This is a genomic window from Spirillospora sp. NPDC048824, assembly GCF_043198455.1.
GTDB lineage: Bacteria > Actinomycetota > Actinomycetes > Streptosporangiales > Streptosporangiaceae > Spirillospora.
In genome coordinates this window covers 201724-226723 of the sequence record NZ_JBICUS010000013.1, presented here as the reverse complement: position 1 = coordinate 226723, position 25000 = coordinate 201724, and the positions used below count along the sequence as shown (strand labels likewise).

General features: G+C 73.5%; 25 protein-coding genes and 1 riboswitch. Of the genes, 13 read left to right on the top strand and 12 right to left on the bottom strand.

Translation table 11 applies throughout. The features are described from left to right. Positions 1-15: 15 nt before the first annotated feature. Complete coding sequence (locus tag ACGFIS_RS25585) at positions 16-1035, bottom strand: lactonase family protein (protein ID WP_392906657.1); 1020 nt, start codon at positions 1033-1035, stop codon at positions 16-18. Between the two features lie 95 nt (positions 1036-1130). On the opposite strand from ACGFIS_RS25585, the gene ACGFIS_RS25580 reads away from it, so the two are divergent. Beyond that, entirely contained in the window at positions 1131-1589 is a 459-nt protein-coding gene (locus ACGFIS_RS25580) for a hypothetical protein (protein ID WP_392972798.1), read from the top strand. 7 nt (positions 1590-1596) lie between these two features. Here ACGFIS_RS25580 and ACGFIS_RS25575 read toward each other — a convergent pair whose 3' ends face one another. Beyond that, positions 1597-2400, bottom strand: coding sequence for an acyl-CoA thioesterase (locus ACGFIS_RS25575; protein ID WP_392906653.1), 804 nt, complete (start codon positions 2398-2400; stop codon positions 1597-1599). A gap of 256 nt (positions 2401-2656) precedes the next feature. Between ACGFIS_RS25575 and pgi the strand changes: the two genes are divergently transcribed. Continuing rightward, complete coding sequence (gene pgi / locus ACGFIS_RS25570) at positions 2657-4303, top strand: glucose-6-phosphate isomerase (protein ID WP_392906652.1); 1647 nt, start codon at positions 2657-2659, stop codon at positions 4301-4303. Between the two features lie 66 nt (positions 4304-4369). Here pgi and ACGFIS_RS25565 read toward each other — a convergent pair whose 3' ends face one another. The 6 genes from ACGFIS_RS25565 to ACGFIS_RS25540 all read right to left on the bottom strand — a co-directional run bounded on the left by ACGFIS_RS25565 (position 4370) and on the right by ACGFIS_RS25540 (position 8542). Then, positions 4370-4627 (bottom strand): EF-hand domain-containing protein, encoded by a 258-nt coding sequence (locus tag ACGFIS_RS25565; protein ID WP_392906650.1) that lies wholly within the window; start codon positions 4625-4627, stop codon positions 4370-4372. A gap of 92 nt (positions 4628-4719) precedes the next feature. Beyond that, complete coding sequence (locus tag ACGFIS_RS25560) at positions 4720-5490, bottom strand: sugar isomerase domain-containing protein (protein WP_392906648.1); 771 nt, start codon at positions 5488-5490, stop codon at positions 4720-4722. After that, positions 5483-5920: a PTS sugar transporter subunit IIA gene (locus ACGFIS_RS25555; RefSeq protein WP_392972796.1), complete on the bottom strand. Its 438-nt coding sequence runs from the start codon at positions 5918-5920 to the stop codon at positions 5483-5485. Before ACGFIS_RS25555 ends, ACGFIS_RS25560 begins: the two co-directional genes overlap by 8 nt. Further along, positions 5917-6219, bottom strand: coding sequence for a PTS sugar transporter subunit IIB (locus tag ACGFIS_RS25550; RefSeq protein ID WP_392906644.1), 303 nt, complete (start codon positions 6217-6219; stop codon positions 5917-5919). Before ACGFIS_RS25550 ends, ACGFIS_RS25555 begins: the two co-directional genes overlap by 4 nt. A gap of 41 nt (positions 6220-6260) precedes the next feature. Further along, complete coding sequence (locus ACGFIS_RS25545) at positions 6261-7700, bottom strand: PTS ascorbate transporter subunit IIC (protein WP_392906642.1); 1440 nt, start codon at positions 7698-7700, stop codon at positions 6261-6263. Positions 7701-7801: 101 nt separating this feature from the next. Beyond that, positions 7802-8542, bottom strand: coding sequence for a GntR family transcriptional regulator (locus ACGFIS_RS25540; protein ID WP_392906640.1), 741 nt, complete (start codon positions 8540-8542; stop codon positions 7802-7804). Positions 8543-8714: 172 nt separating this feature from the next. Between ACGFIS_RS25540 and ACGFIS_RS25535 the strand changes: the two genes are divergently transcribed. Together ACGFIS_RS25535 and ACGFIS_RS25530 are read left to right on the top strand one after the other, a co-directional pair. After that, entirely contained in the window at positions 8715-10046 is a 1332-nt protein-coding gene (locus ACGFIS_RS25535; RefSeq protein ID WP_392906638.1) for a hypothetical protein, read from the top strand. A gap of 66 nt (positions 10047-10112) precedes the next feature. After that, the gene (locus tag ACGFIS_RS25530) at positions 10113-11249 is read left to right on the top strand and encodes a carbohydrate kinase family protein (protein ID WP_392906637.1); all 1137 of its coding nucleotides are present in this window, start codon (positions 10113-10115) and stop codon (positions 11247-11249) included. A gap of 4 nt (positions 11250-11253) precedes the next feature. On the opposite strand, the gene ACGFIS_RS25525 is transcribed toward ACGFIS_RS25530, so the two are convergent. Beyond that, complete coding sequence (locus tag ACGFIS_RS25525) at positions 11254-12207, bottom strand: cupin domain-containing protein (protein WP_392906635.1); 954 nt, start codon at positions 12205-12207, stop codon at positions 11254-11256. 81 nt (positions 12208-12288) lie between these two features. Between ACGFIS_RS25525 and ACGFIS_RS25520 the strand changes: the two genes are divergently transcribed. Both ACGFIS_RS25520 and ACGFIS_RS25515 read left to right on the top strand, forming a co-directional pair. Beyond that, positions 12289-13137 (top strand): NAD(P)H-binding protein, encoded by an 849-nt coding sequence (locus tag ACGFIS_RS25520; protein ID WP_392906633.1) that lies wholly within the window; start codon positions 12289-12291, stop codon positions 13135-13137. A 57-nt stretch (positions 13138-13194) separates the two neighbouring features. Beyond that, positions 13195-13671: a DUF1772 domain-containing protein gene (locus ACGFIS_RS25515; RefSeq protein ID WP_392972794.1), complete on the top strand. Its 477-nt coding sequence runs from the start codon at positions 13195-13197 to the stop codon at positions 13669-13671. 71 nt (positions 13672-13742) lie between these two features. Here the strand turns inward: ACGFIS_RS25515 and ACGFIS_RS25510 are convergent, their stop codons facing one another. After that, positions 13743-15173: an alpha/beta hydrolase family protein gene (locus ACGFIS_RS25510; protein ID WP_392972791.1), complete on the bottom strand. Its 1431-nt coding sequence runs from the start codon at positions 15171-15173 to the stop codon at positions 13743-13745. A gap of 79 nt (positions 15174-15252) precedes the next feature. Here ACGFIS_RS25510 and ACGFIS_RS25505 point away from each other — a divergent pair, with 79 nt between their 5' ends. The 3 genes from ACGFIS_RS25505 to ACGFIS_RS25495 are packed head-to-tail and all read left to right on the top strand — an operon-like array spanning position 15253 to position 17343. After that, positions 15253-15819: a helix-turn-helix domain-containing protein gene (locus tag ACGFIS_RS25505; protein WP_392906627.1), complete on the top strand. Its 567-nt coding sequence runs from the start codon at positions 15253-15255 to the stop codon at positions 15817-15819. A 46-nt stretch (positions 15820-15865) separates the two neighbouring features. Next, positions 15866-16702: a metallophosphoesterase family protein gene (locus tag ACGFIS_RS25500; RefSeq protein ID WP_392906625.1), complete on the top strand. Its 837-nt coding sequence runs from the start codon at positions 15866-15868 to the stop codon at positions 16700-16702. Beyond that, positions 16699-17343 carry a 4'-phosphopantetheinyl transferase gene (locus ACGFIS_RS25495; RefSeq protein ID WP_392972789.1) on the top strand — a complete coding sequence of 215 codons (645 nt, stop codon included), beginning with the start codon at positions 16699-16701 and terminating at the stop codon, positions 17341-17343. Before ACGFIS_RS25500 ends, ACGFIS_RS25495 begins: the two co-directional genes overlap by 4 nt. On the opposite strand, the gene ACGFIS_RS25490 is transcribed toward ACGFIS_RS25495, so the two are convergent. Further along, the gene (locus ACGFIS_RS25490; RefSeq protein ID WP_392972787.1) at positions 17340-17927 is read right to left on the bottom strand and encodes a TetR/AcrR family transcriptional regulator; all 588 of its coding nucleotides are present in this window, start codon (positions 17925-17927) and stop codon (positions 17340-17342) included. The genes ACGFIS_RS25495 and ACGFIS_RS25490 overlap by 4 nt on opposite strands. 194 nt (positions 17928-18121) lie before the next feature. Beyond that, positions 18122-19747 carry a phosphomethylpyrimidine synthase ThiC gene (gene thiC / locus ACGFIS_RS25485; protein WP_392972785.1) on the bottom strand — a complete coding sequence of 542 codons (1626 nt, stop codon included), beginning with the start codon at positions 19745-19747 and terminating at the stop codon, positions 18122-18124. Beyond that, a riboswitch (TPP riboswitch) is annotated at positions 19743-19856 on the bottom strand. Its footprint overlaps the gene before it by 5 nt. Positions 19857-19934: 78 nt before the next feature. On the opposite strand from thiC, the gene tsaA reads away from it, so the two are divergent. From tsaA to ACGFIS_RS25465, 4 genes are all read left to right on the top strand, one after another. After that, entirely contained in the window at positions 19935-20348 is a 414-nt protein-coding gene (gene tsaA / locus ACGFIS_RS25480; RefSeq protein WP_392972783.1) for a tRNA (N6-threonylcarbamoyladenosine(37)-N6)-methyltransferase TrmO, read from the top strand. A 142-nt stretch (positions 20349-20490) separates the two neighbouring features. After that, positions 20491-21654: a sensor histidine kinase gene (locus ACGFIS_RS25475; RefSeq protein ID WP_392972781.1), complete on the top strand. Its 1164-nt coding sequence runs from the start codon at positions 20491-20493 to the stop codon at positions 21652-21654. Between the two features lie 159 nt (positions 21655-21813). Next, on the top strand, positions 21814-22503 hold the full coding sequence (locus ACGFIS_RS25470; RefSeq protein ID WP_392972779.1) for a CDP-alcohol phosphatidyltransferase family protein: 690 nt from the start codon (positions 21814-21816) through the stop codon (positions 22501-22503). Next, positions 22500-24998 (top strand): sugar phosphate nucleotidyltransferase, encoded by a 2499-nt coding sequence (locus ACGFIS_RS25465; RefSeq protein WP_392972777.1) that lies wholly within the window; start codon positions 22500-22502, stop codon positions 24996-24998. Before ACGFIS_RS25470 ends, ACGFIS_RS25465 begins: the two co-directional genes overlap by 4 nt. The last annotated feature ends 2 nt before the right edge of the window (positions 24999-25000 follow it).

The window sequence follows — 25000 nt, the reverse complement described above, 5'->3', positions numbered from 1 at the left end:
CCCCGGTGGCGCCCGTCAGGCGGGGATCACGCACACCGGTGACGGCACGCGCAGCGGTGCTCCCGCCGGGACGGGAACGCCGTCCGGCCCGATCCGGAACGTCGCGATCGTGTCACTGCGCTCGTTGGCGACGTGCATCCATTCGCCGTCCACGTGCAGGTCACGGGGCCAGTTCCCGCCGGACGGGACGTCGGCGACCGGCCTGAGCGCCGCGCCGCCGTCCAGCACCCGGTGGGCCGTCACCACGTCGGCGCCGCGCGTGGAGGTGTACACGTACCGGGCGCCGGGACCGAGCTTGATCGCCGCGCACTGCGCCGGGCCGCCCGCCGGATCCGCCGTCGCGGGCGACTCCGCCACGATCTCCAGGCCGGCGTAGCCGTCCAGCGGCCGCAGGACGATCACGGTCGCGGCCAGCTCGGTCACCACGTGCACGTGCCCGCCCGGGTGGACGACCAGGTGCCGCGGCCCGCACCCGGCCGGGAGGGGCGTCTCCCCGGCGAGCCGCAGCGCACCGCGTTCGATGCGGAACGCGCGGATGAGGTCGGCGCCCAGGTCGGCCGTCAGGACGGTCCCGTCCGGGGCGTGGGCGCTCGCGTGGGCGTGCGGACCCTCCTGGCGGTCGGCCCGCGGCCCGCTCCCGTGCCCCCCGGCGACGTCCGGGTCTCCGGCGAACCCGCCGTCCGGGGCCAGCGGGACGGCCCTGACCGTCCCTGACCCGTAGTCGGCGACGACCAGGTGCCCGCCCCCCGGCGCCACCGACAGGTGGCAGGGCAGCGCCCCCGCCGCGCGCCTTCCGATCTCCCGCAGCCGCCCGCCGGTCACCGCGTAGGCGAGGACTCCGCCCTCGTCGTCCTCCCGCACCGCGTAGAGGACGCTCCCGGTGGGGTGCGCGGCCAGGTAGGACGGGGACACTGCCTCGGCCGCGAGCACCGGCTCCGCGAGGGTGCCGTCGGCGCGCCGCTCCGTCCTGTACACGCCCGCGCCGCCGCCGGCCCCGCCGGTGTAGGTGCCCACCCAGAACGCCCGCTCGCCCACCCGGACTCCATTCCCATGCACGAGTACCTCGCCCGCCCGGGACCGGGGGGGCCGAAGGCGAGCCTAGGCCCGTCCGCGCAGGGGAGCGCGGGATCGTGGCCGGCTTCCGGTACGTGCTCGCCTCCCCCCGGCTCCTGATCATGTTCGGGCTGGCGTTCATGCTCGGCAGCCTCGGCCGCGACTACCAGGTCACCATGGCGGCGATGAGCCAGGGCCCCCTGGACGCCGGCGCCGCCGGCTACGGCGCGCTGTCGGTGGCGTTCGCCGTCGGGACCGTCCTCGGCGGCGTCTACGCGGCGTCCCGCGCCCGGCTCCCGCTCCGGCTGCTGCTGATCACCGCGGCGGTCTGCGCGACCGGGCAGACGCTCAGCGGCACCGCGCCGAGCCTGCTGCTGTTCGGCGCCGCGATGCTGCCGATCGCCGCCTGCCTCACCGCCGCCGTCGCCGCCGCGTACGGGCCGGCCCGGGTCCGCAGGGGGCGCACAGCCGTGGCGGCCCCGTCCCGGGCCACCGCACCGCAGCCCGTCCCCGCCCTGGCCGCCGCCGACGCCTGAGCCGCGGTCAGGACGCGGGACGCAGCAGCGCCTCCTGCGCGACCGAGGCCAGCAGCGTCCCGTCCGCCGTGTGGAGCGTTCCGCGCGCCAGGCCGCGGGCGCCGTGGTTCGTCACCGGGTCCACCGAGTAGAGCAGCCACTGGTCGACGCGCGGCGGCCGGTGGAACCACATCGCGTGGTCCAGCGTGACCGCCGTGACCAGCCTTCTCGGCGAGCCCGGCGCGCGGGCGCTGCTGACCACCCCCATGTCCGACAGGTAGGCGGCCAGGCACGCGTGCAGCGCCGGATCGTCGCCGACCGGCGCGGACGCCCGGATCCAGAACGGGTGCGCGATCGGCCACTCGCCCTCGCCGGGCGGGTCCACCACGCGGATGTCGAACCCCATGGGGTGCTTGAAGAACGACGGAAGCGCGAGCCCCGGCAGCCCTTCGGGCCCCGGCGTGCCGGACGGCGGGGCGGCCTGCCAGTCGAACCCGTCCTCCCGGTCGTGGAAGGAGGCGATCAGCTCCAGGATCGGCTTCCCGCCCTGGCTCGCGGTGACGTGCCGGGTGGAGAACGACCGCCCGTCCCGGGTGCGGGACACGTCGAAGGTCAGCGGCTCGTCCGGTGTCCCCGGGCGGATGAAGTAGGCGTGCAGCGAGTGCGGCGGGCGCCCGCCGGCCGTCAGGCACGCGGCGCGCAGGCTCTGCCCGGCGACCTGCCCGCCGAACAGCCGCGGCCGTCCCACCGACGGGGAGGTGGCGAGGAACGCGTCCTCGCCGAGCGGCGTCAGGTCGAACATCCGCGTGAGTTCCAAGGGGGCCTCGCTCATCCGGGAACCTCGCTCATCAGGGCGCCTCCTGCACCCGGCGCCGTGGCCGCGACCCTACCGGCGGGCCCGCCTCCCGGCGGCGGGCGGCCCCCGCGCCCCGGAAGTGCGGTCCGGCCGCGTGGCCGGGGAGAGCCTGATACGGTCACGCGCGGTCGACCTATGATCGCCGTGGGGGACGGCGCGGCGCCCGGGGGACACCGGTGCCCGTCCCGCCCCGCGAGGAGATGACCCGCCCCGCGAGGAGATGAGAGAGGCAATGGCTGATATCACCGAGTCGCCCGAGTGGTCCGCGCTGACCGGGCACCAGGCGGAGATCGCGGGGCGGCATCTGCGCGAGCTCTTCGCGGACGATCCGGGGCGCGCCGGCCGCATGACCGTCACCGCGGGGGACCTCCACCTGGACTACTCCAAGCACCGCGTCACCGGCGAGACGATGAGGCTCCTGGTGGCGCTCGCCGAGCGGGCCGGGCTGCGCGGCCGCATCGAGGCGATGTTCACCGGGGAGCACATCAACGCCAGCGAGGACCGGGCCGTCCTGCACACCGCGCTGCGGCTTCCGCCCGGCGAGGCCCTGACCGTGGACGGGCAGGACGTCGCGGGCGACGTGCACGCCGTCCTGGACAAGATGGCCGGTTTCGCCGGACGCGTCCGCTCGGGGGAGTGGACGGGTTTCACCGGCAAGCGCATCACGACCGTCGTCAACATCGGCATCGGCGGCTCCGACCTCGGCCCCGCCATGGCCTACGAGGCCCTCCACGACTACGCCGACGCGGGCATCTCCTGCCGGTTCGTGTCGAACATCGACCCGGCCGACATCGTGGGGAAGCTCGCCGGCCTCGACCCCGAGCGGACGCTGTTCGTCATCAGCTCCAAGACGTTCGGGACGCTGGAGACCCTCACCAACGCCAAGGTCGCGCGGCAGTGGCTCGTCGAGCGGCTCGGCGACGACAAGGCCGTCTCCCGGCACTTCGTCGCGGTGTCGACCAACGCCGAGCGCGTCGCCGGCTTCGGCATCGACACCGCGAACATGTTCGGCTTCTGGGACTGGGTCGGCGGCCGCTACTCCTTCGACGGCGCCATCGGCCTCTCCCTGATGATCGCGATCGGCGGCGAGGCGTTCCGCGAGATGCTCGCCGGGTTCCGGGAGATCGACGAGCACTTCCGGGCCGCGCCGTTCGAGGCGAACATGCCCGTCGTGATGGGGCTGCTCGGCGTCTGGTACACCGACTTCTTCGGCGCGCAGACGCGGGCCGTCCTGCCCTACAGCCAGCGCCTGGCCCGCTTCCCCGCCTACCTCCAGCAGCTCACGATGGAGTCCAACGGCAAGTCGGTACGGGCCGACGGCGCGCCCGTCGTCGCGCAGACCGGCGCGATCTTCTGGGGCGAGCCCGGCACGAACGGCCAGCACGCCTTCTACCAGCTCCTGCACCAGGGCACCCGGCTCGTCCCGGCCGACTTCATCGGTTTCGCCGAGCCGTTCGAGGATCCCGCGGTCGAGGGACCGGCGGGCATGCACGACCTGCTGACCGCGAACCTGCTCGCGCAGACCTCGGCGCTCGCGTTCGGCAAGACCGCCGAGGAGATCGCCGCCGACGGGACGCCCGCGGCGGTCGTCCCCCACAAGGTCATGCCGGGCAACCGCCCGACCAGCACGATCCTCGTCCCGAAGCTGACGCCGAAGACCCTCGGCTCGCTGGTCGCCCTCTACGAGCACATCGTGTTCGTGGAGGGAACGATCTGGGGAATCGACTCCTTCGACCAGTGGGGCGTCGAACTCGGCAAGGTCATGGCCATGGACCTCGTGCCCGCGCTCACCTCCGGCGGGCCGCCGGCGCAGGCGCCCGACGCGTCCACCGCCGCCCTCGTCCGCAGATACCGCGAACTGCGCGGCCGCGAGGTCTGAGCCCGGCCACCGCACACCGCAGGGGCCCGGCCGGCACGGCCGGCGGGCCCTCGCGCACGCCGCCCGTCAGGCGCGCGCGCCGGGCAGCGGGCCCTCGGCCCAGCCCTGGGACTCCAGGACGGCGCGGAACTCCCCGTAGGAGATGAACCCGTCGAGGTTGCTGTCCGCCTTCTCGAACCTGTCCTGCGTCTCGGCGCGGGTCCACGAGAGCCCGAGCTCCTCCAGGACGAGCGTGAACTCCATCAGGTCGAGCCTGTCGTCGCCGCCGAGGTCCGCGCGCCCGAACACGGCAAGAAGGTCGTCCTCGGTCGGTTTCGCCGTCATCTCGCTCCTCGTTCCGGTCCGATGTGGCCCGCATCATGTCATAGGGGGCGGGCCGGTCCATATGAGAAACGCCGCAGGAAGAGAGCCGGTTCCTACTCGCCCGTGAGCTCGGGGACGCGGTGCCGGTAGCGCTCCAGCAGAGCGAGGTTCACCTCGTCGCCGCCGGGGACGTTCGCGCTCGTCCAGCGGGGGAGTTCCACGCCGCGTGCCGCCGCGAGGTCGTCCAGGGCGGCCAGCACCCGCGACCACGCGTACGCGGCGAGGATCGTGGAGACCGCCGCCGTCCGCGGCCCCTCCGCCGGATGCAGCACGTCGCCGGGCGGGACGCGGGTGTCCAGGACGATCGCGGCGTGGTCGGCCAGCGTCGTGTCGGCCCGCGCCGCGGCGCCCTCCGCCGCCCGCGCCGAGGTCACCGCGACGACCGGCACGCCGCGCGCCGCGCACTCCTCGGCGACCTCGACCGGATACGGGTTGCGGCCGCTGGTGGAGAACACCACCGCCACGTCCGGCGGGGCGGGCGCGGCCCGGGCGGCCACGGCGCGCCCCACCCCGCCGCGCCGCTCGACGCGGGTGCTGCGCACGGCGTCGTCCAGCGGGAACACCCCCGGGTCCCAGATCGGGCGGACGGCGGCCAGGCCGCCGGCCCGGTAGAACGTCTCGCACACCATCGCCAGGGAATGCCCCGCCCCGGCGACGTGCACGATCCCATCGGACCCGATCGACTCCAGCAGCAGGGCGGCGGTGTCGCCGATCGCCTCGCCCGAGGCCGCGTCGAGGCCGTCCAGCAGTGCCCGCACCCGGTCGGGGAACCGCCCTCCGCGGGGGTCTGGTGGCCGCCCCCCGGGGGACACCGCGTCAGGCATCGGGCAGGGCCTCCTTCAGGGTGCGGGCCAGGCCGTCCTCGCCGGACGCCGCGCGGAGCCGGTCCGCCAGGCCGCCCGACAGGGCGCGTGCCAGACCGGACAGCGTGCCGACGTGCTCGTCCGGGCCGGGTGTGCAGAACGCGAGGAGCAGGTCCACCGGATCATTGTCGGGGTGGCCGAACTCGACGGGCGCGGCGAGCCGGGTCACGCCGACGCCGACGGCCAGCCCGCCCTCCTCCGGGCGGGCGTGGACGAGCGCCAGGCCCTTCGTCAGCACGATGTACGGCCCGTTCTCCTCGACCACCCGGACACACGCGTCCGGGTAGCCCTCCCCGGCGGCGCCGGCGCCGACCAGCGCGGAGGCCGCCGCGCGGACGGCCTCCCGCCAGCCGCCCGCCGGCACCGCGTCGGTCGCGGTCACCACGCTCACGGAAGCCAGCCCTGCTCGGTCAGGCGCTCCCTCAGCCGTGCCTCCAGGCCGTCCTTGTCCATGAAGTCGCTGATGGTGATGACGACCGGCGCGAGGTCGGCGATCTCGCCGGTGTGCATGCCCTGGCCGATCACCACGTCGGGGGACATCCCGCGCGCGGACGAAAGGTCGGTGTTCTCGACACGGGCGTCCACGCCGAGCGAGCGCAGCGCGTCCTCGGCGGTCATCTTGAGCATGAGGCTGGTGCCCATGCCGACGCCGCAGACCGCGAGGATCTCCAGCCGCCGGTCCAGTGCCATCTCGGTCCCTCTCTCTCGTCGCCGCGGTCGGATGACCGCGGTCAGGCCTTCGCGGGCGCCTTGCCGCCGCCCTCCGGAGCGGTGTCGCCGCCGTCCGCCTCCCGGCGCTTCTCGGCGCGGCCGAGGAGCAGCAGCGTCACGACGGTCGCGGCGATCGCGACGGCGGGCACGAGCCAGATCGACCTGTCGCCGATGACCGGGTCGGCCGCCTCCAGCAGCCAGGCGATCGCGTACCAGTCGGGATCGGCGAGGGTGGCCAGCTCGGGCGCGGTCGTCTCGTACAGGCCCCAGGTGACGGCCTGCCCGACCGCGAGGATCAGGCCGGTGATCACGCCGCCGAGGACGGCGCCGCGCCAGCCCGAGACCACGTTGCCGAACAGCCCGGCCGCGCCGCCCACGAAGAACAGCATGATCATGGGCGGGGCGAGGGTGAACCAGCCCGCGCCGGCGAACACGCCGAGGCAGACCAGGAACACCGCGGTGGACGCGACGAACCCGACCATGACGGCGGTCGGCGCGACGGGGAAGACGGTCGGCGCGTCCAGCGCGGGGCGGGTGCCGGGGATGACCCGGTCGCTGAACCCCTTGAACGCGGGGACGATCTCGGCGAGGAACATCCGCACCCCGAACAGCAGGATCGCGATGCCCCCCGCGAACCGGAGGGCGACCAGCAGCGCCCACACCCACGGGGACAGCTTGGCGTCCATCTCCGCCGCGGCCTCGCCCACCACGCCGTCGTCGGCGAACGCGACCGCCACCAGCATGATCACGCTGATGATCAGCGCGGTGCTGACGTTGACGTCCTTGAAGAACGACAGCTGGCGCGGCAGCTTCAGCCTCTCGGTGTCGTGCTTCTCGCGGCTGCCCAGGGGGCGGGCGGCGTAGCCGGTGATCAGACAGGCGAGCGAGCTGGTGTGCGCGTACCCGAACCGGTCGTCCGGCATGACGCGGCGCATCAGCGGCCGCATCCACAGCGGCTGGAGCGTCCAGTACGCGGCGACGAACCCGGCCCCGCACAGCACCAGCGTGAGCTGGTCGGCGCCCGGCGCGATCGTCACCAGCGACGCGACCGTCACCGTGCTGATCCAGAACATCAGGTGCCCGGTGAGGTACAGGTACCGGGCCGCCGGGAACAGCCGCACGACCAGCACGTGGACGAGGAACGCCACCGTGATGACCAGGGCGATCGTCCCGCCCTGGTCGGTGAGGAAGCCGGCGAGGGTGTTCTCGGACTTCGGCGGGGTCGTCCCCATCGCGCTGGCGAGGACGGTCTGGAAGCTGGTCAGCCCGCCGGTGAACACCTCCACGCCGATGAACAGGATGACGACGCCGATCGTGGCGCGCAGCGCGCCGGCGAAGACGTCCTCGAACCGCTTGCGCTGCAGGATCAGCCCGATGAGGGTGATGAGGCCGATGAGGATGGGCACCTGGCCGAACACGTTGTCGGCCAGGAAGGTGAGGATGTCCTTGATGACGTCCATGGTGAAGTCGCCTCACTTCTCCGGGGGGTGGGTCATGCGCTGTCGCCCCCGTCAGCGCGGACGGACGGTCGTGCTCCCCGGGCGGCGTGCCCGGGGGCGGGTCAGTGGATCGGTGGTCGCAGGTCGAGTTCCAGGCGGTACCGGTCGCCCCGGTAGACCGACCTGACGTATTCGAGGGGTCGTCCGTTCTCGTCCTTGGTGATCCGCTCGAACAGGAACGCCGGCGTGTGCACCGGCACGTCCAGTTCGGCCGCCTCCTCGGCGGTGGTGACGGTCGGCTCGATCGTCTCGGTGCCCGAGGCGATCGCGATGCCGCCGGCTCTCAGCAGGTCGTAGAACGACCGCCCCTCCAGGTCGTGCCGCCGCAGGCCCGGCATCAGCGACCGCGGCAGGGAGAGGGTCTCGATGGCCATGGCGGTCCCGTCGGCGAGCCGGAGCCGCCGAATGGTAAATACCTCTTCGCTGGGCGACAGGGCCAGCCGCCTGCCGATCCGCGCCCCCGCGGCCTCGGTGCGGAACGACAGGACCCGGCCCCCCGGCTTCATCCCGCGCCTGATCATGTCCTCGGTGAACGAGGTCATGGTCAGCGAGACGGCGATCCGGGGTTCGGCCACGTAGGTGCCGCTCCCGTGCCGCCGGTCCAGCAGGCCCTCGGCGACGAGACCGTCGATGGCCTGGCGCAGCGTCGGCCGGGAGACGCCGAGTTCGTCGGCCAGCCGGCGCTCGGACGGCAGGGCGTCCCCGACGTCCAGCCCGTCCAGCATCGCCAGCAGCTTGCGGCGCACCGCCTGCCGTTTCGTGTTCCCGGACCGGGCCTCACCGCCGGATGGCACGCCGCTCACCTCCCTTGACGCTGTTCCTATCGCAGCACACGGTATGTCCCATTGTGGCGACTGGTCAATACCACTTTGGCGATGTTTGCCGTGGCCCCGGCCGCGGCGGCCGCCTAGCGTCACCGACGATCGTCCTGACCGTGCCGAGCCGCGCCGGGCGCGCGGCGAGAAAGGCTGCGACATGCGCGAATCCGTACGCGGCGCCCTGGCGCTGACGCTCCCGCTGATCCTCCCGGCGGCCCTGTGCGCGGGCCCGGCCCATGCGGGCGCGGGTCCGCCCGGCGCCCGCGAGGGGTGGCGGCTGGTCGCCGCCGAGCCGTTCGACCGCCACCTGGACAGCGCGGAGGCGCCCTGGAAGCGGGACGGCGACGGCCCGTCCAGCCCCTACGACGTCGACATGTACGACAACGACGGCGCCTACTTCGACACCGTGGGCGGCCCGGCGTTCCGCGAGCGGCTCGCCGAGATGAAGACCTACCGCAAGTCCTTCGAGTTCGGTGAGCGCCGCTGGCTCACCGCCGAGCTGGCCGCCCGCGACGCCGACGGCGACGGCAGGCCGGACGAGCCGCCGTCGCTCACGTCCGGCAAGGGCGTCGCGCACCTGGAGGAGCCGGGCCACCAGGCGGGCGTCGTCATCCGCTCGACCCGCGATCTGCCCGCCGAGTACCGGGTGGAGATGACGCTGCGCGGCCTCGAGTTCGGCGGGCGGCGCGACGGGTCGTGGGACTACCCGGACGGCCGGATCAACGGCTACTCCCCGGAGGGCTGCAAGACCAACTTCCCGTGGGCCTCGGGCGGGGACTTCACCAGGCCGGAGTGCGAATGGGCGGACGTCCGCACCGACTCCAACGGCTTCTACTACATGTCGATCATGGACTACCGGCGGGTCGCGCCGCACAACAACATCTTCATCCACGCCCACCGCAAGGTCGCGATGGACGGCTACAACCGCTACAAGTACACCGGCTCCGGCCTGCTGTACTGCAACCCGGTGACCGGGGAGTACGAGCCGTACTCCGCCGGAACGGGCAACGGCGTCAACGCGCTCTTCATGACCGACGACCGCCGGTACGCGACCATGCCCGGCACCGAGTACCTGATGGAGAGCGAGTGCGGGTTCAAGAAGGGCGGCGCGATCGTCTCGGCCGTCGACATGAAACCGCAACTGCTGCCGGACGAGCCCTACACGTTCGCGATCGAGCGGCGCGGCGGCGCCTACACGATGGAGATGTCCGGCGTCTTCGCGCACACCGGGCAGGCGACCTTCCGCTACACGCGCTCCTTCGTTCAGGACGGCGAGCCGATCTGGCACTACAACCGGCGGCCGGACGAGTACGACGGCCGCTTCAACGCCGACTGGACCTGGCAGGGACCGGGCGGCACGCTCACCGACCGCGACACCTGGCCCGCCGGATCCGCCTACCCGGACCGGTTCATGATCGGTGACCCGCACATGAATTTCTACGAGGGGAGTGCGCAGGTCGACGACATCCGGCTGTACGTTCCGAGGTAGGCGTCGATGTCGGCGGCGGGGGCTAGGGTCCGGAGAACGTGCCCAAGCCTCGCACTGGGGGGCCTCGTGACTCAGCAGACCGCGCCGGGCCGGCCGCCCGAGCCGTCCCTCGCCGACCCCTGCGCGGAGCGGGAGCCGGCGGGCGGCCGGCTGCGCGGCGGGGCGGGCCCGGCGCCCGCGCTGGACGTGTTCCTGTCCGGCCGGGTCTTCATGGACATGATCTTCACCGGGCTGCCGGGGCTGCCGCCGCCGGGCACCGAGATCGTCACCGACGGGCTGGGCTCGGCGCCCGGCGGCGCCGCCAACATCGCCGTCGCGATGAGCCGGCTCGGCCTGCGGGTCGGGCTGGCGGCGCCGTTCGGCGACGACATGTTCGGCGCCTACCTGTGGCGGACCCTCGCCGAGCAGGAGGGCGTCGACCTCGGGCTGTCCCGTCGGGTGCGCGGCTGGTCCACGCCGGTGACGGTGTCCATGGCCTACGACTCCGACCGCAGCATGGTGACCTACGCGCGTCCCGTCCCGGTCTCGGAGGAGGAGCCGGCGGACGACCTGGCGGACGCGCCCCCGCCGTCCGCGCGGGCGTGCTTCGTCGACGTCGACCGGCCGGTGCCGGCGTGGGCCGCGGCGATGCGCGGCCGCGGCGCGCTGGTGTTCGCCGACCTCGGCTGGGACCAGACCGGCGCCTGGGCGGCCGAGGTCCTCGACCGGCTCCGGCACGTGGACGTGTTCCTGCCGAACGCCGCCGAGGCGATGGCGTACACGCGCACGAGCACCCCGTGGGAGGCCGCGGACGCGCTGGCCGGGCGCGGCGTGCCGGTGGTCGTGGTGAAGTGCGGCGGCGACGGCGCCATCGCGATCGACTCGGCGACGGGGGAGCGGGCCGAGGTCGGCGCGCTGCCGGTCGCCGCGCTCGACCCGACCGGCGCGGGCGACGTGTTCGCCGCCGGGTTCGTGTTCGCCACCCTCGCCGGCCTCTCCCTGGCCGAGCGGCTCCGGTTCGCCAACCTGTGCGCCGGGCTGTCGGTGCGGCACCGCAGCGGCTCCCTCGGCTCGCCGTGCTGGGGCGAGATCGCCGCCTTCGGCGAGTCGGGCGAGATCCCCGAGCCGGTCCTCGCGGAGTACGCGTTCGTGGTCCCGTTCATCCCGGACGGAGCGGGCGACCCGGTCGTCCGCGCCGAGCCCACCCTGCGCAAGGAGCGGTAGCGCGTCAGCCGGCGGCGCGGCCCGTGCCCGGGCCGGTGCGGTACTCCTGCGGGCTGAGGCCGTGCTCGCGCTTGAACGCCGTGCTGAGGGCGAACGCGTTGCCGTAGCCGACCTGGCGCGCCACCGCCTCCAGCGTCGCGTCGCTCTCCCGCAGCAGGTCGGCGGCCTGGGCGAGGCGGATGCCGGTCAGGTACGCCATGGGCGGCTCGCCGATCAGCTTCGCGAACCGCTGTGCGAGCGCCGCGCGGGAGACGCCGACCCTGGACGCGAGGCCGGCGACCGTCCAGGGGTGCGACAGGTCGTCGTGCAAGAGCCGCAGCGCCGGGCCGACGATCGCGTCGCCGTGGGCGCGGTACCAGCCGGGGGCCTCGGCCTCCGGCCGGGAGAACCAGGCGCGGAGCGTCCCGATGAGCAGCAGGTCGAGCAGCCGGTCGAGGACGATCTCCTGGCCGGGGTCGTCCCTGCCGATCTCCTCGCCGAGCACGTCCACCAGCGGTGAACGCCAGGTGTCGCCGCGCACGATCGCGATCGGGGGCAGCGCGGCGAGCAGCCGCTGGGTGACGGCGCCGCGCATCTGGTAGGTGCCGACCAGCATGACCGCCGGCCCGTCCGGGTCGTCGCCCCAGGCGCGGACGCCGAGGTCCAGCACCCCCGACAGGCTCGTCCCGTCCGGGGTGGTGCAGCGCTGCCCCGGGTGGATGACGATCTGGGGCTCGGTCGCCGGGTCGTCGCCGACCGTGTACGGGTCGGGTCCCCGGAAGATCACCATGTCGCCGGGGGAGACGCGCCGCGGCTCGCCGGCGTCCGGGGTCAGCCACGCCTCGTCGCTGACCATCGACAGCAGCGTCAGCGGCGCCTCGTCCTGGATCCGCATCGACCAGGGCGGGGTGAGCGACGCGCGCAGCAGGAACGCCCCCCGTGCCCGGGGCCCGTCGAGGAGGTCGGTGAGGGCGTCCATGGGGTAAGGGTAGACGCTCGCGTATGCGGGCGAGTTTCTCAACGATGGTGGCCGGGATCGTCCGCCGGTTGACTCAAGGGCATGACGAACACGGCACAGGAGATCATCGAGAACGGCCTCACCCTCGTCCTCGGCGGGACCGGCAAGACCGGCCGCCGCGTCGTCGAGCGGCTGGAGGCCCTGGACGTCCCGGTCCGGATGGGGTCGCGGTCGGCGTCCCCGGCCTTCGACTGGGAGGACGAGACGACCTGGGCGCCCGTCCTGCGCGGCGTCGAGAAGGTCTACCTGTCGTACTACCCGGACCTGGCCGCCCCCGGCTCGGCCGAGGCCGTCGCCGGCTTCACGGCGAAGGCGGCGGACGCCGGGGTGCGGCACGTGGTGCTGCTGTCCGGGCGCGGCGAGGACGAGGCACTGGAGTGCGAGCGGATCGTCCGGAACTCGGGCCCGGCCTGGACGGTCGTGCGGTCGAGCTGGTTCGCGCAGAACTTCAGCGAGGACTACCTCCTCGACCCCGTCCTGGCGGGCGAGGTCGTCCTGCCGGCCGGCGACGTGCCCGAGCCGTTCGTGGACGCCGACGACATCGCGGACGTGGCGGTCGCGGCCCTCACCCGCGACGGGCACGCCGGCGAGGTCTACGAGGTGACCGGGCCCCGCGCGCTCACCTTCGCCGAGGCCGTCGCCGAGATCGGCCGCGCGGCGGGACGCGACATCGCGTTCGTCTCCTGCGGCGTGGACGAGTACGCGGCCGTCCTCCGGGAGCACGGGCTCCCCGGCGAGCTCATCGAGTTCCTGACGTACCTGTTCGGCACCATCCTGGACGGCCGCAACACCCGGCCCGCCGACGGCGTGCGCCGCGCGCTCGGCCGCGAGCCGGGAGACTTCGCCGGGTACGCGCGGCGCACCGCGGCCAGCGGCATCTGGAACACCTGACGCGACCACCCCCGGAAGATCGGAATTTCGATGAGAACCATGCTCGCGGGTACTTCGGTGACCCTTTCGATCATCATGGCGGCCGGCATGGCCGGGACGTTCTTCGGCTTCTCCACCGGTGTGATGCCGGGCCTGAACGCGGCGAGACCGGCGTCGGCGATCGACGCCATGCAGGGCATCAACCAGAAGATCCAGAACCCGGTCTTCATCGCCTGCTTCCTGCTCGTGCCGGTCCTGGCGGCCGCGGCGGGGGTGCTGCTGCTGACCTTGGACGAGAAGTCCGCGGCCCTCCTGTTCTTCGTCGCGGCCGGCGTGTACTTCGTCGGGGCGCTCGTCCCGAGCTTCGCGGTGAGCATCCCGATGAACAACGCCCTGGACGCCGTGGCGATCCCCGCGGACGCGGCGGAGGCGGCGAAGGTCTGGTCGGACCACTCCGGGCGCTGGACGGCCTGGAACACCGTGCGGGCCCTGTTCAGCTGGGCGAGCCTCCTCGCGATGAGCCTCGGCGTCTACTACTGGGGCAAGAGCGACTGACACGGCGGGGAACACCGCATCGGGACGACGCGGCCCGCGCTCCATCGGGAGCCGGGCCGCGTCGTCCGCCGTCAGGGCAGGAGCAGCCCCCAGTAGAAGGCCCAGGGAACGAACACGGCGCCCGCGGTGAGCAGCAGCCCGAGCCGGACGCGCTCGCCCGCCGGGACGGTGCCGGCGGCCCGCCGCCACGCCACCGCGGTCGCGACTCCGGCGCCGACGGCGGCGACGGCGAGCGCCTGCAGCGCGAGCCACGGCAGCGGCCTGCCCGCCAGGACGGGACCCGGGTCCGGATACCTCCCGGCGGCCATCAGGTAGAAGATGTAGAAGAACAGCCCGGCGGCGGCGGCGAGACCCGCCCCGGCGAGCAGCCGGGCCCAGCGGCTCACCGGACGCGCCGTCCGGCCGCGCAGCCGCCGCACCAGCGCGGCGAGCGGGTAGCCGGTGAACGCGACGACGAACAGCGCGAACGCCGCAAGCTGCATCCAGGCCGACGCCCACCACGGCGATGGCGAGATCGCGATGCTCGGGTGGTCCTGCTCCGGGAGCGGCGCGGTGTCGGCCTCGGGCAGGCGCCCGCTCGTCACGTCATGGACCCACGTGCCGACCAGGTCGGCGTATCCGGGTGCCAGCGCGTCCCCGCGGGTGAGGCCGCCGTCGGGGGTCACGTGCGCGCCGTGGTCGGCCTCGGGGAAGAAGCGGAACGTGTAATGGTCGTTGCCGCCCCGCCGGAGGGCCTGCGCGAACAGCGGCGGATTGTCCGCGGGCGGGGTCTGCAGATCGCGTCCTCCCCAGACGCCGAGGAGCGGCTGCCGGACCTTCTCCAGGACGCCCCGGGCGTCGAAGAACGCCTCGGCGAACAGGCCCGCGTCCGCTCCCATCCGGGCGAAGTTGCGCTTGCCGTGGTCGAGCAGCGAACCCGACACGCCCGCCCGGCGCAGCCCGGAGGTCTCGTTCCAGACCTGCTGGCGGATCGGGGGCATGGCGTTTGCGCCGACCACGATCACGAACGCCACGTCCGCCGACCGGGACGCGGCGAGCGGCACGACCCAGCCGCCCTCGCTGAGCCCCCACAGCCCCACCTTCGCCGGATCGACACCGGGCCGGGAGCGCAGCGCCCCGACGGCCCCGAGGGCGTCGTCCGCGAGTTCGGAGTAGGAGCGGCGGAAGTCCGTGTAGCCGGCCGACCTCTTGTCGTAGATCAGGACGGCGATGCCCCGCCGCGCGAACTCCGTGGCCTCGGTGAGCTTGGCCTCGCGCGGCACGCCGGAGCCCGATCCCGTCACGAGCACGACGCCCGGCAGGGGACCGCGGGCCTTCTGCGGCGCCAGGACCGTGCCGTGCAGGGTGAGCCCGCCGAATCCCTTGAAGCTCACGTCGGTGGCGGTCAGCCCGGCGGGCGCCGGGATCGAGGGGGACGCCGAGGCCCTCGCGGGCGGCAGGCACAGGACGCTCAGCAGCGCGCTGGCGAGGAGCGTCAGCGCGACGGTCATCGATGTCTTCATGGTGGAGACCGTAAACTGCAGAGAAAGCTCTGCAAAGAGTTCTCTGCAAAGATACTTCCGTAGTACTAGACTGCTCCGCATGAAGGACGATGCGGAGCCCGTCATCCTGGACGACCCGGGGAGGATCAAGGCCCTGAGCCACCCGCTGCGCCGCCGGATCCTGCACCGGCTCCGCGCGCACGGCCCCGCGACGTCCACGACGATCGGCGAGGTGCTCGGCGCCAACACCGGGACGACCAGCTACCACCTGCGCCAGCTGGAGAGGTACGGGTTCATCGAGGAGATCCCCGAGCGGTCCGCCGGCCGGGAACGCTGGTGGCGCCCCGCCGACACCCCGCGCGACATGCGGCTGCCCCACCCCGAGACCGTCGCCCCCGAGGACCGGGCCGTCCTCGACGAGCTGATACGCGTCGGGCACGCCGAGGACATGGAACTGTTCCGCAGGCTTCCCGAGGAGTACCGGCGGGACCGGGCCTGGGCGCTGCTCTCGCGGGGTTTCGCGCACATGACCGACGAGGGGCTGGCCGAGTTCTTCGAGGCCTACATCCGGCTCCTCAACGAGCACGCCCACCGCCGGGAGGACGCGCCCCCCGGCGCGCGTCCGGTCCACATCCGGCTCTTCACCCTTCCCGCCGACGGCGACTGAGCCCCCTTCGAGGGATCCGCGATCGGGCGGGGCCTACGATCGCCGGATGAGCGGTGTTCACGCGATCAGCGACCTGCACGTCGGGTTCCCCGAGAACCGCGCGTTCGTCGAGGAGCTGAGGCCCGCGTCCGGGGACGACTGGCTCATCGTGGCGGGCGACGTCGCCGAGCGCCTCGCCGACGTCGAATGGACCCTGCGCACGCTGCGCGGACGCTTCGCCACCGTGATCTGGACGCCCGGCAACCACGAGCTGTGGACGATCAAGGACGACCCGGTGCGGCTGCGGGGGGAGGCGCGCTACCGGAGGCTCGTCGACATGTGCCGGGCCCTCGACGTGCTCACGCCCGAGGACCCGTACCCCGTGTGGGACGGCGACGGCGGCCCGGTGACGATCGCGCCGCTGTTCCTCCTCTACGACTACACGTTCCGGCCGGACGGGGCGTCCACCAAGGAGGAGGCCCTCGCGATCGCGCACGAGTCCGGCGTCGTGTGCACCGACGAGGTGTACCTCCACCCCGACCCGCACCCCACCCGGGACGCCTGGTGCGACGCCCGGATCTCCTACACCGAGGAGCGCCTCGCCGCCCTGGAGCCGGGAACGCGGACCGTCCTCGTCAACCACTGGCCGCTCGTCCGCGAACCCACCCGCGTCCTGTGGTACCCGGAGTTCGCCCAGTGGTGCGGCACCGAGCGCACCGCCGACTGGCACAGCAGGTTCGGCGCGGTGTCCGTCGTGTACGGGCACCTCCACATCCCCCGCACGATCTGGACCGGCGGCGTCCCGCACATCGAGGTGTCGGTCGGCTACCCCCGCGAATGGCGCAAACGGGGCGAGGCGCCGCGCGGTCCCCGCCGCATCCTCCCCGTCCCGGAGACGGAATGATCGAGCGCATCCTGCCGCCCGGCGTCGCCACCGCCGCCGCCTACGACGACCCGCCCGAGGCCGTTCTGCTCCCCGAGGAGGAGGCCGCGGTGGAGCGGGCCGTCGAGAAGCGGCGGCTGGAGTTCACGACCGTCCGATGGTGCGCCCGCCGCGCGCTGGCGGAGCTCGGCGTGCCGCACGGACCGATCACGCGGGGGGAGCGGGGCGCGCCGCGCTGGCCGGACGGCGTCGTCGGCAGCATGACGCACTGCGACGGCTACCGGGCGGCCGCCGTCGCGAGGGCCGGCGAGATGACGGCGCTCGGCATCGACGCCGAACCCCATGCGCCGCTGCCCGGCGGCGTCCTGCGCACGATCGCCCGGGAGGAGGAGCTGCCGCTCCTGGACGAGCTGCGCCGCACGTCCCCGGACGTCCACTGGGACCGCCTGCTGTTCTGCGCCAAGGAGGCCGTCTACAAGGCGTGGTTCCCGGTCACGGGCCGGTGGCTCGGCTTCGAGGACGCCGCCCTCGCCCTCGATCCCGGCGGGACGTTCACGGCCCGGCTGCTCGTCCCGGACTCCCCGTTCGCCGGCTTCAAGGGCCGCTGGACGGCGGGAAACGGGCTGATCGCCACCGCGATCGCCGTGTCCCCGCGGTCCTAGCCCGGCCTGCCCGCCTTGCCCGGGATCACCCCGGCGGCGGCGAGCGACAGCAGCCTTCCGGCCGCGCCCGGGTCGTGCTCGGTGACCGTCGCGATCGCGCCCGCGAGCCGCAGCGCGTCGATGAACACGGCGTCCGGGGGGACGTCGCCGGCCTCCTGGGCGCGGGCGAACAGCGCCTCGCCGGCCTCGCGCATCGCGCGGGACGCCGCCGGCCGCTCGTCCCGCAGCGACGTCACGGCCGCGGCCGCCATCCCGCGGAACGCGGTCACCTGCGTGATGAACGCGTGCAGCCAGTCCGCCAGGGCGTCCCCGGGCGCGGGGGAGGCCATCAGTTCCCGCGCGTGCGCCGCCAGCCGGGCGTAGGCGTCGGCGAGCAGGGCCTCCAGGAGGTCCTGCCTCGTCGGGAAGTGGCGGTAGAGCGTCCCGATGCCGACGCCCGCCAGCCGCGCGACGCCCTCCAGGGATGCGCCCGCCCCGTCGCGCTGGAACATCTCCCCGGCCGCGGCGAGCAGCCGCGCGCGGTTGCGGCGCACGTCGGCGCGCACCGCCCGGGCGGGGGCCATCGGCGTGTCGTCGCTGGTCACCTCGGTCGTGGGTCCTTCCCGGCGGGTCAACGGGCCGGCGGCGATTCGGGGGGATCCGCGGCTTTGGAACGGTCCCCTGATACTAGCCGCGGCGGACCGATGCCCCTTCCCGGGGATGCGGAGGCCCGCCGCGGACGGTTCCGCGGCGGGCCCGCCGTTCCCGCTCCGGCCCGTGCCGGGCCCGCGCCGCCGGGTCAGGAACCGCCGGGGGAGAGCGGCAGGTAGACGCGCCCGCCCGCGGCGTTGAACTCCTCGGCCTTCTCCCGCATCCCCGCGCCGAGGGCCTCGTCCTCGGCCAGGCCGCGCTCGCCGGCGTACCGCCGGACGTCCCGGGTGATCTTCATCGAGCAGAAGTGCGGCCCGCACATCGAGCAGAAGTGCGCGGTCTTCGCCGGGGCGGCCGGGAGTGTCGCGTCATGGAACGCGCGGGCGGTGTCCGGGTCGAGGGACAGGTTGAACTGGTCCTCCCACCGGAAGTCGAACCGCGCCTCCGACAGCGCGTCGTCCCACGCCTGCGCGCCCGGATGCCCCTTCGCCAGGTCCGCGGCGTGCGCGGCGATCTTGTAGGCGATGACGCCGGCCTTGACGTCGTCGCGGTCCGGCAGGCCGAGATGCTCCTTCGGCGTGACGTAGCAGAGCATCGCGGTGCCGTGCCAGCCGATCATCGCGGCGCCGATCGCCGAGGTGATGTGGTCGTAGCCGGGCGCGATGTCGGTGGTCAGCGGCCCGAGCGTGTAGAACGGCGCGCCGTCGCACCACTCCTGCTGCAGGTCGACGTTCTCCTTGATCTTGTGCATCGGGACGTGCCCGGGCCCCTCGTTCATCACCTGGTTGCCGTACTCCGCCGCGATCCGCGTCAGCTCGCCCTGGGTGCGCAGCTCGGCGAACTGCGCCTCGTCGTTGGCGTCGGCGATCGAGCCGGGACGCAGCCCGTCCCCGAGCGACCAGGTGACGTCGTAGGCCGCGAAGATCTCGCAGAGCTCCCGGAAGCGGGTGTAGAGGAAGTTCTCCTCGTGATGCGCCAGGCACCACGCCGCCATGATCGACCCGCCGCGCGACACGATGCCGGTCTTGCGGCGCGCCGTCAGAGGCACGTACCGGAGCAGCACCCCCGCGTGGACGGTCATGTAGTCGACGCCCTGCTCGGCCTGCTCGATCACCGTGTCGCGGAAGATCTCGTAGGTCAGCTCGGCCGGATCGCCGCCCACCTTCTCCACGGCCTGGTACAGCGGGACCGTCCCGACCGGCACCGGCGAGTTGCGCAGGATCCACTCGCGCGTCGTGTGGATGTCGCGGCCCGTCGACAGGTCCATGATCGTGTCGGCGCCCCAGCGGGTCGCCCACGTCATCTTCTCGACCTCGTCCTCGATCGACGACACGACCGCGGAGTTGCCGATGTTCGCGTTCACCTTGACGAGGAAGTTCCGGCCGATGACCATCGGCTCGATCTCGGGATGGTTGACGTTGGCGGGCAGGACGGCGCGTCCGGCCGCGAGCTCGTCCCGGACGAACTCCGGCGCCACGCCCTCCCGCAGCGCCGCGAACTCCATCTCCGGCGTGATCTCCCCGCGCCGCGCGCAGGCCCGCTGCGTCACCGCGCCGCCGGCCGTGCGGCGCTCGGCGATCCACGGTTCCCGCAGGGGCGGCAGCCCCCTGCGGAGGTCGGTCTCGTGTCCGGGATCGGTGTACGGCCCGGACGTGTCGTACAGGACGACGGCGTCGCCGCCGGTGAGCGGCACCTCCCGCATCGGGACGCGGATCTCCGGGCGCGAGCCCTGGAGGTAGATCTTGCGGGCGGCTGGAACCACAGGTTCGGTCATGACGACTCGATCTCTCCCTACGCCGGCATTACCCGGTCAGGTTCATGCGGTCAGCGGCCGTCCCAGCCGCTATCTCAGCCCGGTTCGCCGGACCCCCGCGATCTGTCGCCCCCGACGCTAACCCGGCGTACCCCGGTTGCCGCAACCGGCGTCCATGGGATAGGGGCGGCCTGAGAGAATCGGACGCATGCCCGACGATTTCACCGTGACCGCGGTCGGCCACGTCGAGTCCACGCTGACCGACCGCGCCGCCGCGCCCAAACAGGGGCCGGAGGGCTCACCCGAGGCGTGGCTGGTCTTCGAGCCGTCCGTCCTCGACGCCCTCGACGGCCTGCGGCCGGGCGACCGGGTCTTCGTCCTGACCTGGCTGCACCTGTCACCGCGCGACGTCCTGCGGGTCCATCCGCGCGACGACCCCGCCGCCCCGATGCGCGGCGTCTTCGCGACCCGCTCACCGGACCGCCCGAACCCGATCGGGCTGCACCCGGTCGAGATTTTGGAGGCCGCGGGGAACCGCCTGCGCGTCCGGGACCTGGAGGCCCTGGACGGCACCCCGATCCTGGACGTGAAACCCGTCCTCACCTGCACCCCGGACACCTGACCGGCACCTCGCGGATCTCGGGTGCGGCGGGGGGCGGAGACCGCCGGCCCTTCGTGACGGGTCCGCAGAACCAGGGCCGAGGCGGTTCGCGCGGGGCGCGGGCGTCGGGGAAGATGGGCGCGTGGTGGTGCCCCGGATCGGTGTGACGGCGAGAGACGCCCTGCTCACGACGCTGCTGGCGGCCGTCGCGGCCGTGGTGGCGGTCATGTGGCCCGGTGTGCGGGCGCTGGACGTGCCCGGCGCTCTGCTGCTGATCGCCGCGCACGTCCCGCTCGCGCTGATCAGGAGGTGGCCCGCCCCGGGTCTGGTCGCCCTGGTGATCCTGGTGCTGCCCTATCACCTGGCGCAGTTCCAGCACCACGCGCTGGTGCCCGCCGAGGTGATCGCGCTGTTCGCCTACGCGGTGCTCGGGCGCCGGGTGCGGGCCGTCGTCACCGTGGTGGCGTTCCTGCTGGCCGTGTGCGTGTTCGGGATGGCGATGCGGGCCGGCGGCGGTTCGCTGCGGGAGCAGATCGCGGTCATCGAGGCCGTCGTGGCCGTCGTGATCGCCGTCCAGGTATGGCGGGTGCACCGGGCCCGGTTGGCGACGATCACCGAGCGGGCCGAGCGGGCCGAGCGGACGCGGGAGGAGGAGGCCCGGCGCCGGGTCGCCGAGGAGCGGCTGCGGATCGCCCGGGACCTGCACGACCTCCTCGCCCACAGCATCACGGTCATCGGCGTCCAGGCCGGGGCCGCCTCCCACCTGCTGCACGCCGACCGGCCGCTCGACCGGGCGGAGCTGGCGGACGTGTTCGGGGCGATCGCGCAGACGTGCCGCGACGCCCGCACGGAACTGCGCGGCACCCTGCAGGTCCTGCGCGGCACCGACGTCGAGACCTCCGGGACGCTGCCCGGCCCGGACGGGATCGCCGACCTGGTGCGGGCGGCGCGCGCCACCGGGATCGAGGTCGGGTTCGACGCCGATTCCCGGCGGGAGGGGCCCGGCGACGCCGGTGCCGGGCCGCTGCCGCCGGAGATCGGCGTCGCGGCGTACCGGATCGTCCAGGAGGCCCTGACCAACGTCGTCAAGCACGCGGCGGCGCGGCGCGTGGAGGTGCGCCTGACCCGCGACGCGGGAGGCCTCGTCGTCCGGGTCGCCGACGACGGGACGGGATCGTCCGGCACGGCTCCCGAGGGTTTCGGGATCCTCGGGATGATCGAGCGGGCGCGCAGCGTCGGCGGGACGCTCGACGCCGGCCCGGGAGACGGCGGCGGTTTCGTCGTCACGGCCGTCCTCCCGCTCGCGGACGCCGTCAGCCCGCGGTGACCTCCCGGTCCCGCGGCGCTCAGGGCGTGCGGGCCGGGGAGAGGATCGGGTCCGGCCCGCCCCGGGTGCCGGCGGCCGCTGCGGGCGACGTCATCGGGGGCTTTCACAACCCTTACCGGTAGGGTCAGGATCAAGGGACCAGGGGAGGCGAACGCGTCGGTGAGCACACAGCAGGGAGCCCCGCAGGACCGGATCTTCACGGTGCCGAACAGCCTGAGCCTGGCCCGGCTCGTGGGCGTCCCGCTGTTCCTGTGGCTCGTGCTCGTCGAGGCGGACTGGTGGGCCCTCGGCGTGCTCGTCTTCGCGGGACTGTCCGACTGGCTGGACGGCAAGCTGGCGCGCGCACTGAACCAGATGAGCAGGCTCGGGACGGTCCTCGACCCGGCGGCCGACCGCCTCTACATCCTGGCGACGCTCATCGGGCTCACGATCCGCGACATCATCCCGCTGTGGCTGGTGCTGGTGCTGGTGGCCCGCGAGTTCGCGATCCTGCCGATCGCGCCGATCGTCCGGCGGCTCGGGTACAGCGGGACGCTTCCGGTGCACTTCATCGGCAAGGCCGGGACGATGTGCCTGCTGTACGCGTTCCCGCTGCTGCTGCTGGGCGACCACGACGGCGGCGCGGCGACCGCGGCGAAGGTCACCGGATGGTCGTTCGCCGTCTGGGGAACGGGCCTGTACTGGTGGGCGGCCGTCCTCTACTGGACGCAGACGCGGCAACTTGTGCTGGCCGGCCGCAGCTCGTCCCCGGCCTCCGGGCCGGGCCCCGCGCCGGAACCGGATGAGCCGGGGGGACCGGGCGCGGATCCGTCGGCCGGCGACCAGAAGGGAGCTGAGACCCCCCGATGAAGGCCGTCGTGATGGCGGGAGGCGAGGGGACGCGGCTGCGTCCGATGACCGCCAACCAGCCCAAGCCCCTGCTTCCGCTCGTCAACCGGCCGATCATGGAGCATGTGCTGCGGCTGCTGAAGAAGCACGGGTTCAGCGAGACCGTCGTCACCGTCCAGTTCCTGGCCGCGCTGATCCGCAACTACTTCGGCGACGGCGAGGAACTCGGCATGTCGCTGAGCTACGCGACGGAGGAGATCCCGCTCGGCACCGCCGGCAGCGTCAAGAACGCCGAGGAGGCGCTGCGCGACGACCGGTTCCTGGTGATCTCCGGTGACGCGCTCACCGACATCGATCTGACCGACATGGTGCGGTTCCACGAGGAGAACGGCGCCCTCGTCACGATCGGGCTCAAACGCGTCCCGAACCCGCTGGAGTTCGGCATCATCATCGTGGACGACGAGGGCCGCGTGCAGCGGTTCCTGGAGAAGCCCACGTGGGGCCAGGTGTTCTCCGACACCGTCAACACCGGCATCTACGTGATGGAGCCGGAGGTCCTGGAGCACGTCGCGCCGGGGGAGCCGGTCGACTGGTCCGGGGACGTGTTCCCCAAGCTGCTGGCCGAAGGCGCACCGCTGTTCGGGTACATCGCCGACTGCTACTGGGAGGACGTCGGCACCCACGAGAGCTACCTCAAGGCGCAGGCCGACATGCTGTCGGGGGCGGTCGGCATCGACCTGGACGGGTTCGAGGTGTCACCCGGCGTCTGGGTCGCCGAAGGCGCCGAGATCGACTCCGAGGCCGTCCTGAAGGGCCCGCTCTACATCGGCGACTACGCCAAGGTCGAGGCGGGCGTCGAACTGCGGGAGTACACAGTCCTCGGCAGCAACGTGGTGGTGAAGGAGGGCGCGTTCCTGCACCGCGCCATCGTCCACGACAACGTGTTCGTCGCGCCGTCGACGAACCTGCGCGGCTGCGTGGTCGGCAAGAACACCGACATCATGGCCGGCGCCCGCGTCGAGGAGGGCGCGGTCATCGGGGACGAGTGCGTCATCGAGGCGGAGGCGTACGTCTCCAGCGGCGTGAAGGTCTACCCGTTCAAGACCATCGAGGCCGGCGCGGTCGTCAACACCAGCGTGATCTGGGAGTCGCGCGGTCAGCGCAACCTGTTCGGGCCGCGCGGCGTGTCCGGCCTGGTCAACGTGGAGATCACGCCGGAGCTGGCGGTGCGGCTCGCCAGCGCGTACGCGACGACGCTGAAGAAGGGCACCACGGTCGTCACCGGACGCGACGTCTCCCGCGCGGCCCGCACGCTGAAACGCGCGGTGAACAGCGCCCTGACCGCCAGCGCGATCAACGTCCACGACCTGGAGGCGACGCCGCTGACCGTCGCCCGGTTCGAGACCGGGCGCGAGGACAGCGTCGGCGGCATCTACATCCGCACCACGCTCGGCGACCCGCAGGGCGTCGACATCATCTTCCTCGACCCCGACGGGGCCGACCTGTCCCAGGCCGCGCAGCGCAAGCTGGAACGCGTCTTCGGCCGGCAGGAGTACCGCCGCGCGTTCCCCGGCGAGATCGCCGAACTCGCCTACCCGCCGCGCGTCGTGGAGACCTACACCCGCGACCTGCTGCGGCGCGTCGACATCCGCGGGGTCCGCGAGGCCGAGCTCAAGATCGTCCTGGACTGCGCGGGCGGCGTCGCCTCGCTCGTCCTGCCGAACCTGCTCGGCAAGGTCGGGGTGGAGGTCCTCACCCGCAATGCCGGCCTGGACGAGGCCAACCCGACCGAGACGCTCGCCGAGCGCATGCGCGACCTGGAGCGGCTCGGTGAGCTGGTGTCGTCGTCGCGGGCCGCGTTCGGCGTCCGGTTCGACCCGGTGGGGGAGCGGATCTCCCTGGTGGACGAGAACGGCGAGCTGGTCGGCGACGACCGGGCCCTCCTCGTCATGCTGGACCTCGTCGCGGCGGAGCGGCGCGGCGGCAAGGTCGCGCTGCCGGTGACGACGACGCGGGTCGCCGAGCAGGTGTGCCGGTTCCACGGCGTCCAGGTCGAGTGGACGTCCACGTCCCAGGACGTCCTCACCAAGGCCGCCGCGCAGCCCAGCGTGGTCTTCGCGGGGGACGGGCGGGGCGGGTTCCTGATGCCGGAGTTCAGCGGCACGGTCGACGGGATCGCGGCGTTCGTCCGACTCGTCGGCCTGGTCGCCCGGACGCGGCTGACGCTGTCGCAGATCGACCGCCGCATCCCGGACGCGCACCTGCTGCGCCGCTCCGTCCCGACGCCGTGGGCGGCCAAGGGCAGCGTGATGCGGCATGTGGTGGAGGCCGCCGGCGACCGCACGGTCGACACCACCGACGGTGTCCGCGTGGTCGAGGACGACGGCCGCTGGGTCCTCGTCCTGCCCGACCCCGCCGAGCCCGTCACGCACCTCTGGGCCGAGGGGCCGGACGCCGACGCGGCGCAGGCGCTCCTGGAGGAGTGGGCCGTCGTCGTCGAACGCGCGGGCTCCTGACC